This is a genomic window from Rhodanobacter spathiphylli B39, from assembly GCF_000264295.1.
Lineage (GTDB): Bacteria > Pseudomonadota > Gammaproteobacteria > Xanthomonadales > Rhodanobacteraceae > Rhodanobacter > Rhodanobacter spathiphylli.
The window spans coordinates 77,741-89,267 of the sequence record NZ_AJXT01000007.1; the positions used below are offsets into that span (position 1 = coordinate 77,741).

Genomic DNA, 11,527 nt, shown 5'->3' on the forward strand with positions numbered 1-11,527 from the left:
GGATCGCGATGGCTGGCGGCAACGGGCCACGCCGAGACCGGGCCAATCGCTCCGTCAACCCATGGCCGCGAGGCGATGAATGTCAGGAAATATCGTCGGCGTCGTCCACATCGGCGTGGGTAACATTCCGTACTGTGGCGGCGGCAAAGCCGCGACGCAAGAGGAATTGCGCCCGGCGGGCGCGTTCGGCGGGGTCCGCGGCGCCCTTCCCGCCATAGCGGCGACGCAGTTGGGCTGCGGCGGAGACATCCCAGTCGACCTCGGCTTCATCCATCAGCTCGCGGATGCGCGCATCGCCCAGGCCATGGCTTTTCAGCTCCTGGCGCAGGCGCACAGGCCCATAGCCCTGGGCGATCCGGCTGCGCAGCAGCACCTCGGCGAAGCGGTCGTCGTCCTGGTAGTGCTGCTCGCCGAGACGGTCCAGTGCGGCGGCGGCTTCGTCGCCTTGGTAGCCACCCTGGCGCAGCTTGGTGTTCAGTTCCTTGCGCGAATGTTCACGCCGCGCCAGCAAGCCCAGCGCCTTGTCGTAGGCGCTGCGTTTCGGCTTGGCCGGGTCATTCGCGCCAGGACGCCTTTTCATCTTCATCGCCATGCAAACGGTCACCCGATACGAGCGGATTTGCCCCGCGGCTCCCCCTGAGCGTAGCGCAGCGCACGCGGGGAGCGGCCAGGGATGGCCGCAGCTTTGAGGAGCGAGGAAGTCGAAGGGCGGCCCCTCGACTCCGACCCTGCAGATCCATGCTCAGGGCAACGACCGGGAAGGCCTGCGTTGTCGCGCCCGGGTACGCCAACGACAGCGGACCAAAACGCACATGGCCCGGGCAAGCCGGGCCATGTGCATGCAACAGACCGTCAACCCTCACGGTTCACGCTTCCTCGAGCGCCTCTTCAGCGGCGGCGGCAGCCGGCCGGCCGACCGGCACCAGCAGGCGTTCGCGCAGCTGCTTGTCGATCTCGTTGGCGATCGCCGGGTTGTCACGCAGGAACTGGCGCACGTTCTCCTTGCCCTGGCCGATGCGGTCGCCGTTGTAGCTGTACCAGGCACCGGACTTGTCGATCAGGTTCTGCGCCACGCCCAGCTCGATGATCTCGCCCTCGCGCGAGGTGCCCTCGCCGTACAGGATCTCGAACTCGGTCTGGCGGAACGGCGGCGCCACCTTGTTCTTGACCACCTTGACGCGGGTTTCCGAACCGATGATCTCGTCGCCCTTCTTCACCGCGCCGATGCGGCGGATGTCCAGGCGCACCGAGGCGTAGAACTTCAGCGCGTTGCCGCCGGTGGTGGTTTCCGGGCTGCCGAACATCACGCCGATCTTCATGCGGATCTGGTTGATGAAGATCACCAGGCAGCCGGATTTCTTGATGTTGGCGGTGAGCTTGCGCAGCGCCTGGCTCATCAGGCGGGCGTGCAGGCCGACGTGGGAGTCGCCCATCTCGCCCTCGATTTCCGCCTTCGGGGTCAGCGCGGCCACCGAGTCGACCACCACCATGTCCACCGCGCCGGAGCGCACCAGCATGTCGGCGATTTCCAGCGCCTGCTCGCCGGTATCCGGCTGCGACACCAGCAGGTCGTCGACCTTGACGCCCAGCTTCTCGGCATAGGTCGGGTCGAGCGCGTGCTCGGCGTCGATGAATGCGGCGGTGCCGCCGGCGCGTTGGCAGCTGGCGATCGCCTGCAGGGTCATGGTGGTCTTGCCGGAGGATTCCGGGCCGTAGATCTCGACCACGCGGCCGCGCGGCAGGCCGCCGACGCCCAGCGCGATGTCCAGTCCCAGCGAGCCGGTGGAGATCGTCTCGATCGCTTCGTTGACGCGATCGCCCATGCGCATGACGGCACCCTTGCCGAACTGCTTTTCGATCTGGCCGAGGGCGGAGGTGAGCGCCTTGCGCTTGTTGTCATCCATCGTAGGTATTCCGGTTGGGCTGAGAATGGGGAGCATGATGCCCGGGTCGAATCTCACGGGCTGCGATCTGCGCATCGGCGCGGAGCGACGTGTACGCGGCCAGTATCCCACACCGGTCAAGCCGGTCTGGCGGCCGATCGCGTGTCACTCCGTCAGCGTTTTGCGCAAGCCGATGAGCGCGGCGGCCACCGTTTGTCGGCGCACCGCCTCGCGATCGCCCGGGAAATGGAACAGCCGCGCATGGGCGTAGCCGCCACGACGCTTCCAGCCGATCCAGACCGTGCCCACCGGTTTGTCCGGCATGCCGCCGGAAGGCCCGGCGATGCCGGTGACCGCCACCGCCACGCCGGCACCGAAACGCGCCAGTGCGCCGGAGACCATTTCCAGCACGGTTTCCTCGCTGACCGCGCCGGCATGCTCCAGCGTGCGGGGATTGACGCCGAGCAGTGCCTCCTTCGCCTCGTAGCTGTAGGTCACCACGCCGGCGTCATACCAGGCCGAACTGCCCGGCAGGTCGGTCAGCGTCTTGGCGATCCAGCCGCCGCTGCAGGATTCGGCCGTCACCAGCATCAACCGGCAGCGCTGCACTTCGGCCGCGGCCTCTGCGGCCAGCGCCAGCAACTCCGCATCGGTAGGAACAGACAACAACTCCATGCGAGACTCCCGGACTTGAACGCTTTGCGCCACGCGCAGAGGCACCGTTCTACCCGTTCCGCGCGACCACGCCAAGACTTGCATTGCATGAGCCAAGACGATCTCACCAAACACACCCCGTTCATGCGCCAGTACCTTTCGGCCAAGGCCGAGCATCCGGACGTGCTGCTGTTCTTCCGCATGGGCGATTTCTACGAGCTGTTCTACGACGACGCCCGCAAGGCGGCGCGGCTGCTCGACATCACCCTGACCCAGCGCGGGCAATCCGGTGGTGCGCCGATCCCGATGGCCGGCGTGCCCTACCACGCGGCCGAGAACTACCTGGCGCGGCTGGTGCGGTTGGGCGAATCGGTGGCGATCTGCGAGCAGATGGGCGATCCGGCGCTGGCCAAGGGCATCGTCGAGCGCAAGGTGGTGCGCATCGTCACGCCCGGCACGGTGACCGATGCAGCCTTGCTCGAGGATCGCCGCGACAACCTGCTGCTGGCGATCGCCGCCGGCACCCGCGGCGACTACGGCCTGGCCTGGGTCGACCTGTCCAGCGGCCGCTTCCTGCTCAGCGAAGTGCCGAGCGCCGAGGCGCTGGCTGCCGAACTGGCGCGACTGCAGCCGGCCGAGACCCTGGTCGGCGAGGACGTGGCCTGGCCGAAACTGGTCAGCGCCCTGCCCGGACTGCGCAAGCGGCCGCCGTGGCATTTCGATGCCGATGCGGCGAAGCGCGAGCTCAATCGCTTCTTCGGCACGCGCGACCTGGGCGGTTTCGGCGTCGACGGCATGCCGCTGGCGGTCGCCGCTGCCGGCTGCCTGCTCGGCTACGTCGAGGAGACCCAGAAGAGCGCGCTGCCCCACCTCACCGGCATGGCGGTGGAAAGCGCCAGCGAGACGATCGCGCTGGACGCCGCCACCCGGCGCAACCTGGAGCTGGACACCCATGCCAGTGGCCGCATCGAACACAGCCTGCTCGGCGTGCTCGACGAAACCGTGACGCCGATGGGCGCGCGCGCACTGCGTCGCTGGCTGACCCGTCCGTTGCGTTCGCGCCAGACCTTGCGCCGGCGTCATCAGGCGATCGGCATGCTGATCGACAGCCGCCGCCACGAGTCCTTGCGCGAACAGCTGCGCGGCATCGGCGATCTCGAACGCATCCTCGCCCGCGTGGCGTTGCGCTCGGCGCGACCGCGCGACCTGTCCACCCTGCGCGATGGTTTGGCTGCCACGCCGGGCATCACCCGTGCGATCTTCCATGATCGCGAAGATCAACAAGCGGCCATCCATGGCCGCACTCTTCAACAAGAGCTCAGCCCGCTGCTGCACACCCTGGTCGAAAGCATCGGCGACCACGCGGACACGGCCGCCCTGCTCGCCCGCGCCATCGTCGAACAGCCCCCGGTACTGCAGCGCGACGGCGGTGTGGTCGCCGACGGTTACGACGCGGAACTGGACGAACTGCGCCGCCTGTCCACCCACGCCGACCAGTACCTGGTCGAACTGGAGGAGCGCGAGAAGGCCGCCAGCGGCATCAGCACGCTGAAAGTCGGCTACAACCGCGTGCACGGCTATTACATCGAGATCAGCAAGGGACAGTCCGACAAGGCGCCCACGCATTACACGCGCCGGCAGACCACGAAGAACGCCGAGCGCTACATCACCGAGGAGCTGAAGAGCTTCGAGGACAAGGTGCTGTCGGCGAAGGAGCGTTCGCTGATGCGCGAACGTGCGCTGTACGAGGCCTTGCTGGACACGCTGACCGAAAAGCTCGAATCGTTGAAGGCCGCGGCCAGCGCGATCGCCGCGCTCGACGTGCTCGCCACCCTGGCCGAGCGTGCCGAGGCGCTGGACTGGAGCGCGCCGGAGCTCACCGACGAGCCGGGCATCTGCATCGAACGCGGCCGCCATCCGGTGGTGGAAAAAGTCCGCGACGAACCGTTCGAGCCGAATGACCTGAAGCTCGACGACGCGCGCCGCATGCTGGTGATCACCGGCCCCAACATGGGCGGCAAGAGCACCTACATGCGCCAGAACGCGCTGATCGTGCTGCTTGCCCACATCGGCAGTTACGTGCCGGCCAGCCGCGCGGTGATCGGACCGATCGATCGCATCTTCACCCGCATCGGTGCCGGCGACGACCTGTCACGCGGACAGTCCACCTTCATGGTCGAGATGAGCGAGACGGCGAACATCCTGCACAACGCCACCGCCGACAGCCTGGTGCTGATGGACGAGGTCGGCCGCGGCACCAGCACCTACGACGGCCTGTCGCTGGCGCGCGCCGCGGCAGTGCATCTGGCCCGCCATTGCCGCGCATACACCTTGTTCGCCACGCATTACTTCGAGCTGACTGAACTGGCCGGCGAATTCCCATCGATCGCCAATGTGCACCTGGACGCCATTGAGTACGGCGAGCAACTGGTGTTCATGCACGCGGTGAAGGATGGCCCAGCCAACCGCAGCTTCGGCCTGCAGGTGGCGGCATTGGCCGGCCTGCCGAAATCGGTGATCGCCGATGCCCGGCGCACTCTGACCGAGCTTGAACGCGGCATGCACCAGCACGTCAGTACACCGGCGTGCGCAGCCGAAGCCTCGCCGCAGATGGGCTTGTTCGCCGCCGTCCAGCCATCCGCGGCCGAGCGTGCGCTGGCAGACATCGAACCGGACGCACTGACCCCGCGCGAGGCCCTGGAGGCGCTGTATCGCCTCAAGTCGCTGAATTGAGCACATGAAAAAAGGCCGGCGCCCCGTGACGCCGGCCTTTCCAGGCCCTCCCGACCCATCGCCGATGATCAGGATCGGCGATACCCCTCCCCAACTGTTGCCGCCTGCGTGCGGTTGGAACCGTCAGGCCGCTGCGCTCAGCTGCGCCGCCTCCAGCGCCTGACCCAGATCGGCCCACAGGTCGTCAACGTGCTCGATGCCCACCGACAGGCGCAGCAGACCCGGCGTGATGCCGTGCTGCGCCTGGGTGGCCGCGTCGACAACGCGATGGGTCAGTCCGGCCGGGTGCTGGATCAGTGTATCCACCGAACCCAGACTGACCGCCGGCGTGGCCAGCCTCACCGCGGCCATCACCGCGCTGGCGGCCGCATGACCGCCGTGCATCTCGAACGCCATCAGGCTGCCCGGGCCATGCATCTGCGTGTCGACCAGGTGCGCATTGGCCACCGTGCCGAGGCCCGGATAGCAGACCTTCGCCACCGCCGGATGCCCCGCCAGCAGCTTCGACAGTTTGCGTGCGTTGTCCTGGGCCTTCAGCACCCGCAGCGACAGGGTCTGCAGGCCACGATGCAGCAGATAGGCGCCCAGCGGATGCAGCAGGCCACCGGTGGCCGCGCGCACCTGGCGCAGCGCCGCAGCCCACTCCGCATCGCAGGCGACCACACCGGCGATCACGTCGCCGTGGCCGCCGAGGAACTTGGTCGCGCTGTGCAATACCAGCGTGGCGCCCAGCGCCGCCGGCTGTTGCAGGACCGGCGTGGCAAACGTGGAATCGACCAGGACCGGCACCGAGCCTGCCGCCTTGACCACGGCGCGAATGTCGATCAGGTCCAGGGTCGGATTGGCCGGCGTCTCGATGATCACCAGCGCCGTGTCGGCATTGATCGCGGCGGCCACGCCCTTCGGCTCGACCCAGCGCGTGGTGATGCCGAGCAGGCCCGAATTCAGCAGATGATCGTTGGTGCCGTAAAGCGGGCGCACTGCCAGCACATGCCGGCCGCGCTGGCCCGCGGCGAGCAGGCAGGCCGACATCGCCGCCATGCCCGAGCCGAAGGCGACCGCGTCGGTGGTGCCCTCCAGTTGCGCCAGCGCGTTCTCGAAACGCGCCACGGTGGGGTTGTGCAGGCGCGCGTAGATCGGGTTGGCCGCGGTCGCTGCGCCGCCCACCAGCGCATCGAAGCTGGTGGTGCCCTCGGCCAGGTCGCGCACCGGATAGGTGGTGGACAGGTCCAGCGGCGGCGCGTGCACGCCCAGCTCGCCGAAATCCTCGCGACCGGCATGTACACCCAGTGTTTCAAGACGCGGCATCAGTCCAGCCCCATTCGATGGAATAGCCTGATACTAGAATCATCCGTTATGCTGAAATTACGTCACCGAATTTAATTTCGACAAAGCCCGAATCATGCGCCTGGACCGAATCGACTTCGCCATACTGCGCGAGCTGCGGAAGAACGCGCGGCTGCCCAACAAGACGCTGGCCGAACGCGTGGGCGTGGCGCCCTCGACGGCGCTGGAGCGGGTGCGCCGGCTGCGCGAAAGCGGCGCGATCAGCGGTTACCACGCAGAGGTCGCCCCGGCAGCGGTGGGTATCGGCCTGCAGGCGATGATCAGCGTGCGACTGGCGCGTCATTCGCGCGAAGATCTGGACGCCTTCCACGCCTACCTGCTGACCCTGCGCGAAGTGCTGGCGTTCTATCACGTGGCCGGCGCCAACGATTACCTGCTGCACGTGGCGGTGGCCGACAGCGACCACCTGCGCGACTTCGCGCTGGACGCGTTCACCACGCGACCGGAAGTGGCGCACATCGAGACCAGCCTGATCTTCACCTTCCGGCGCAATCCCGACGTGCCCATCTACCGCGAGGCGGAAGAAGGCTGAAAGCTTGCGATCATCCCGGGGCACGGGCAGCGGTTCCCCGGCTACGCGGCATTTCCGGAAAAGCCCGCACTCACCCGATGCCGTTGGCCAGCTTCAAGGCCAGTGGCGCAGCCGGCGCGACCAGTTGCGCGGTCACATCCGCGTCGGGCATGGCGATGTCCGGAATGTCGGTCAGATCCTCGGCGCTCCACTCGACCACAGGCAACGCAGCGGGCGGCTGCTCCACCAGGGGCGACTGCTGGCGTGCAGGCAATCGCCCCGCCTGCACCAACTGGCCGATGCGCAGATACACCTCGTCGCGACCGAAAGGCTTCTGCATGAAGTCGTCGGCGCCGAAACGCTGCACGTAGAACTGCTCGGTGGCCTGCGGGTTGCCGCTGATCATCACGATCGGGATGTCCCGCGTCAGCGGGTCGTGGCGCAGCGCGCGCAGCACCGCGAAGCCGTTCATGCCCGGCATCACGATGTCCAGGAAGATCAGCGTCGGCTGCTCGCTGCGCGCCAGCTCGATCGCCGCCTTGCCGTCGCCGGCCTTCAACACGGCGTAACCGTCCTGCCGCAGCATCTTGCCCAGCACGGCGCAGATCGTGGGCGAATCGTCGACCACCAGCATGCGCGCACCCAGCGGCGCCTGTGCTTCAACGCGATGGATGGCCTCGACATGGTTGCCCAGCAGGCGCTTGAAAAAGCCGATGCCATTCTTCAGTGCGTGTCCGTCCATGCAAGCCTCCGCGGCCATGTGGTGGCTGGATGTCGCCAACCCGGTGGATTTGAAGGGATATTCCTCCATCCGCGCAGGGCATTCTGCGATGCACTGCTCAGAGCCCACGAAGAAACACCGTTTTCAACGGGCTTTTCCCGCGAATTCGCGGCTATTGGCGACAGTGCCGCGTCGACTGGCGTGTAATGCGAAGCGCTTCAATGCTCATGCTTGAGCCGGCGCAGATCACGCCGCGCCTGTTTGTCCGGTCGCTTCGGCGGACCGCTGGCACCGGTCAACCGATGCAACTCGCGCGCCGCCTCGCGTGCGATGCGGCTGGGCTCGGTCTCGCGGTACAGAAGTTGCGCGGCACTGGCCGGCCCCCGGCGATCGGACAATGCCAGCACCTCGACTTCCATCCGTTCGTCGCCGCGACTGATCTTCAGGCGGTCGCCTGCATGAAGCGTCCTTGCCGGTTTGCAGCCGGCGTCATTGACGTCGATGCGACCGCCGTCGATGGCCTGCTTGGCGAGGCTGCGGGTCTTGAAGAAACGTGCGGCCCACAGCCACACGTCGACGCGCGTGGTGGCCGGCGCGGGTATCGGAGACTGGTTCATGGCGCCCATTGTCGCGCCATCGACGTGCTTCAGTCGTGCGTGGCGGCCGGGGCGACCATGTCGTGCGGGTCGGGCATGGCGATATCGGGAATCGCCGCATGCTCGGCTTCGGTGTGCTCGGGCTCGCCGGTGGGCGCCTCCACCTCCGCCCGCTGGCGCACGACCAGGCGTCCGCTGCGGGTCAGGTGTTCGATGCGGGCAAACACCTCACCGCGGCCGAACGGCTTCTTCATGAAATCGTCGGCACCGAAACGCTGCACGTAGAACTGCTCGGTGGCCTGCAGGTTGCCGCTGATCATCACGATCGGGATGTCGCGGGTCAGCGGATCATGGCGCAGCGCGCGCAGCACCGCGAAGCCGCTCATGCCGGGCATCACGATGTCGAGGAAGATCAGGTCGGGACTTTCCCGCCGCGCCGTCGCCAGTGCCTGCTCGCCGTCGGCCGCCTTCAATACCATGTGGCCGTTCTGCATCAGCATCTTGCCGATCACCGCGCGGATGGTGGCCGAATCGTCGACGACCAGGATGCAGGCACCCCTGGGTTCACCGGTGCGCGGAACAGCACGACGTTCGCCATGTTCGCTGCCGAACAACCGCTTGATCAGTTCGAAACCAGCCATGCCCCGAGCTCCCCTGCCCCGTTCGGGCTAGTTTCGACGTACTCCGCGCCAGACGCAAGAAAAGCATCAGCCAAGCAGCGCGTTGCCCAGCGGAATGGTCAGCAGGGACAGCACGATGCCGGCACCCAGCACGGTATTGGCCAGGGTCGGTTCCAGCCCGTATTCGTCGGCCAGGATCGTGGCGGACACCATCGGCGCCATCGCCGCCTGCAGCACGCCCACGGTCAGCACCAGTCCGTCGACGCCGGCCCCAGCCCCCATGGCCCAGCACAGCGCTGGCGCCAGCAACAGCTTCCAGGCCAGGCCCCAGCTGGCCGCGCCCAGTTGCCGCTGGCCGGGGTGGAACCTGAACTGCAGGCCGACCGAGAACAGCGCCAGCGGGGTCAGCGTGGCGCCGATCGGTGCGAACACCCCGTCCAGCAGTGGCGGCCAGCCTCCGCACAGGCCGGCCACGATGCCGATCAGCAGCGCGATGGTGGGCGGGAAGGTGAAGATTCGCCGGGCCACCAGGCCCAGCTCCGGCTTGCGCCCCGAATACAGCGAGGCGACCACGATGCCGCCGATCGCCAGCACCGGAAAGCAGCCCAGCTGGTCGGCCACCACGGCCAGCGCCAGCCCCTGCTTGCCGTGCAGTGCCTCCATCAGCGGGTAGCCCATGAACGAGGTATTGCCCAGCCCGCACACCAGGATCAGTGCGCCCGTGCGCTGGCGCGACCAGCCCAGCCGCGGCCCGAGCAGGCCGAACAGCAGCCACGCGCCGCCGAAAGTCAGCCACATCACCGCCACCAGGAACCACAGCCGGGGATCGAAGCTGACCTTCGGGATCAGTTCCAGCACCAGCGCCGACAGCGCCACGTTCAGCACCCACCAGTTGATGCCCTGCACGATGCCCGCCGGCGGCTTCGCGTAGCGCGCCACCAGGGTGCCGAGAATCAGGCAGACGAACAGCAACAACATCGCACTCATCGAACGGGTGCCGCGGGGAAAGTCCGGCAATTAGACGCGAAGCGCGCACGACTGGAAAGCCGCCATCGCGGAACCATTGGCGATAATCCGCCGCTTGCGATTGCCCGTGGCACCATGGCCCCGATGAATGACCCCACCCATCTCGCCCACGGACTGGCCGGCGACAACACGCCGCCGGACTGGCCACCACTGCGCACGGACGAAGTCGAAGCCGTGCTGCGCGACTATCCCGCCATCGGAGATCCGGTCCGCATCGCCTGGCACAGCCCGCGCCCACTGTCGGCGGCGTGCCTGGTCGAAAGTCCGCGCGGCACGTGCTTCGTCAAGCGCCATCACCAGCGTGTGCGCGGCGTGGAAACGCTGGGCGAGGAACACCGCTTCATCGCGCACCTGCGCGAGCGCGGCGTGCCGATCCCCGAGGTATTGCGCCACGCCGATGGCGGCACGGTCACCGCACGCGGCGAATGGGTCTACGAAGTGCACCGCCGTGCCGCCGGGATCGACCTGTACCGCGAAGCGATCTCGTGGGAACCGCTGTCCAGCCGCGAGCACGCGCTGGCCGCCGGGCAGATGCTGGCCAGCCTGCACCAGGCCGCCGCCGACTATCGCGCCGCCCAGCGCAGCACTCACATCCTGGTCGCACGCAGCGAACTGATCTGCGCCGTCGATCCCGTCGCGACGCTGGCCGCGCAGCTGCCGCAGCGGCCCGCGCTGGCCGCCTATCTGCGCGATCGGCACTGGCAGCACGAGCTGGGCGACCTGCTGGCCCCCTGGCACGCCGCCGCCCAGCCACGACTTGCACGGCAGCCGCCGCTGTGGACCCACGGCGACTGGCACGTGTCGAACCTGTACTGGAGTGACGACGGCGTCGGCGCACGGATCAGCGACGTGCTCGACTTCGGCCTGTGCGCGCGCAACTTCGCACTGTTCGACCTGGCCACCGCGATCGAGCGCAACGCGATCGCCTGGCTGGAGCTGGATCGGCGCAGCGACATCGCCCACCCCGACATCGTCCGGGCGCTGATCGATGGCTATCACCGGCAGCGGCCGTTGACCCGCGACGACCGGCAGCTGTTGGCCAGCCTGCTGCCGCTGGTGCACGTGGATTTCGCGCTGTCCGAAGTCGATTACTTCCAGGGCATCACGCAGTCCCCGGCCAACGCCGACGTGGCCTGGGACACCTTCCTGCGCGGCCATGCCGCGTGGTTCCACACGCCGCCGGGACAGGCCTTGCTGCGGCTCATCGGCGACCCCGACTGAGGAGTTGTGCGTTTTCAACCTCTCAGTCCGGCCATGGCGAGGGCATGGATGCCCGAGTTGAGGCAACGCAGGAGCAGTTGCCCGATGGCCGGGCGCGGAGCAGTCACGCAAGTGGCTGATTCGCGTGAGCGCGTCCGGGCATGTACCAGACACGCGATGGAAGCTCGAGCAGCTCCGCCCGATCCGTGGTTCAATACGCGTTATTGAAGCGGGGG

11 protein-coding genes are annotated in these 11,527 nt (G+C 67.6%); 3 read left to right on the forward strand and 8 right to left on the reverse strand.

The features are described from left to right. Window positions 1-82 precede the first annotated feature (82 nt). The 3 genes from UU7_RS05565 to UU7_RS05575 all read right to left on the reverse strand — a co-directional run bounded on the left by UU7_RS05565 (window position 83) and on the right by UU7_RS05575 (window position 2,558). Window positions 83-592, reverse strand: coding sequence for a regulatory protein RecX (locus UU7_RS05565; protein ID WP_007806193.1), 510 nt, complete (start codon window positions 590-592; stop codon window positions 83-85). Between the two features lie 274 nt (window positions 593-866). Beyond that, window positions 867-1,904, reverse strand: coding sequence for a recombinase RecA (gene recA / locus UU7_RS05570; protein ID WP_007806195.1), 1,038 nt, complete (start codon window positions 1,902-1,904; stop codon window positions 867-869). Between the two features lie 144 nt (window positions 1,905-2,048). Continuing rightward, the gene (locus tag UU7_RS05575) at window positions 2,049-2,558 is read right to left on the reverse strand and encodes a CinA family protein (RefSeq protein WP_082542815.1); all 510 of its coding nucleotides are present in this window, start codon (window positions 2,556-2,558) and stop codon (window positions 2,049-2,051) included. Window positions 2,559-2,645: 87 nt separating this feature from the next. Here UU7_RS05575 and mutS point away from each other — a divergent pair, with 87 nt between their 5' ends. Then, window positions 2,646-5,270, forward strand: a complete 2,625-nt coding sequence (gene mutS, locus UU7_RS05580; RefSeq protein WP_007806198.1) for a DNA mismatch repair protein MutS — start codon at window positions 2,646-2,648, stop codon at window positions 5,268-5,270. Between the two features lie 123 nt (window positions 5,271-5,393). Here mutS and UU7_RS05585 read toward each other — a convergent pair whose 3' ends face one another. Beyond that, the gene (locus UU7_RS05585; RefSeq protein ID WP_007806200.1) at window positions 5,394-6,578 is read right to left on the reverse strand and encodes a trans-sulfuration enzyme family protein; all 1,185 of its coding nucleotides are present in this window, start codon (window positions 6,576-6,578) and stop codon (window positions 5,394-5,396) included. A gap of 94 nt (window positions 6,579-6,672) precedes the next feature. Here UU7_RS05585 and UU7_RS05590 point away from each other — a divergent pair, with 94 nt between their 5' ends. Beyond that, complete coding sequence (locus tag UU7_RS05590) at window positions 6,673-7,149, forward strand: Lrp/AsnC family transcriptional regulator (RefSeq protein WP_007806202.1); 477 nt, start codon at window positions 6,673-6,675, stop codon at window positions 7,147-7,149. 70 nt (window positions 7,150-7,219) lie between these two features. Here the strand turns inward: UU7_RS05590 and UU7_RS05595 are convergent, their stop codons facing one another. The 4 genes from UU7_RS05595 to UU7_RS05610 all read right to left on the reverse strand — a co-directional run bounded on the left by UU7_RS05595 (window position 7,220) and on the right by UU7_RS05610 (window position 10,043). After that, window positions 7,220-7,870 carry a response regulator gene (locus UU7_RS05595; protein WP_007806203.1) on the reverse strand — a complete coding sequence of 217 codons (651 nt, stop codon included), beginning with the start codon at window positions 7,868-7,870 and terminating at the stop codon, window positions 7,220-7,222. A gap of 197 nt (window positions 7,871-8,067) precedes the next feature. Continuing rightward, the gene (locus tag UU7_RS05600) at window positions 8,068-8,466 is read right to left on the reverse strand and encodes an RNA-binding S4 domain-containing protein (RefSeq protein WP_040672914.1); all 399 of its coding nucleotides are present in this window, start codon (window positions 8,464-8,466) and stop codon (window positions 8,068-8,070) included. Between the two features lie 29 nt (window positions 8,467-8,495). Then, entirely contained in the window at window positions 8,496-9,086 is a 591-nt protein-coding gene (locus UU7_RS05605) for a response regulator (protein WP_007806208.1), read from the reverse strand. A gap of 66 nt (window positions 9,087-9,152) precedes the next feature. Further along, window positions 9,153-10,043, reverse strand: a complete 891-nt coding sequence (locus tag UU7_RS05610; RefSeq protein WP_007806210.1) for an AEC family transporter — start codon at window positions 10,041-10,043, stop codon at window positions 9,153-9,155. A gap of 132 nt (window positions 10,044-10,175) precedes the next feature. Here UU7_RS05610 and UU7_RS05615 point away from each other — a divergent pair, with 132 nt between their 5' ends. Then, window positions 10,176-11,312: a phosphotransferase enzyme family protein gene (locus UU7_RS05615; RefSeq protein WP_007806212.1), complete on the forward strand. Its 1,137-nt coding sequence runs from the start codon at window positions 10,176-10,178 to the stop codon at window positions 11,310-11,312. The last annotated feature ends 215 nt before the right edge of the window (window positions 11,313-11,527 follow it).

Bases quoted from the DNA above. Each gene is read 5' to 3' on its own strand.
- UU7_RS05565 (WP_007806193.1), bottom strand. From the start codon at position 592: ATGGCGATGAAGATGAAAAGGCGTCCTGGCGCGAATGACCCGGCCAAG.
- recA (WP_007806195.1), bottom strand. From the start codon at position 1,904: ATGGATGACAACAAGCGCAAGGCGCTCACCTCCGCCCTCGGCCAGATC.
- UU7_RS05575 (WP_082542815.1), bottom strand. From the start codon at position 2,558: ATGGAGTTGTTGTCTGTTCCTACCGATGCGGAGTTGCTGGCGCTGGCC.
- mutS (WP_007806198.1), top strand. From the start codon at position 2,646: ATGAGCCAAGACGATCTCACCAAACACACCCCGTTCATGCGCCAGTAC.
- UU7_RS05585 (WP_007806200.1), bottom strand. From the start codon at position 6,578: ATGCCGCGTCTTGAAACACTGGGTGTACATGCCGGTCGCGAGGATTTC.
- UU7_RS05590 (WP_007806202.1), top strand. From the start codon at position 6,673: ATGCGCCTGGACCGAATCGACTTCGCCATACTGCGCGAGCTGCGGAAG.
- UU7_RS05595 (WP_007806203.1), bottom strand. From the start codon at position 7,870: ATGGACGGACACGCACTGAAGAATGGCATCGGCTTTTTCAAGCGCCTG.
- UU7_RS05600 (WP_040672914.1), bottom strand. From the start codon at position 8,466: ATGAACCAGTCTCCGATACCCGCGCCGGCCACCACGCGCGTCGACGTG.
- UU7_RS05605 (WP_007806208.1), bottom strand. From the start codon at position 9,086: ATGGCTGGTTTCGAACTGATCAAGCGGTTGTTCGGCAGCGAACATGGC.
- UU7_RS05610 (WP_007806210.1), bottom strand. From the start codon at position 10,043: ATGTTGTTGCTGTTCGTCTGCCTGATTCTCGGCACCCTGGTGGCGCGC.
- UU7_RS05615 (WP_007806212.1), top strand. From the start codon at position 10,176: ATGAATGACCCCACCCATCTCGCCCACGGACTGGCCGGCGACAACACG.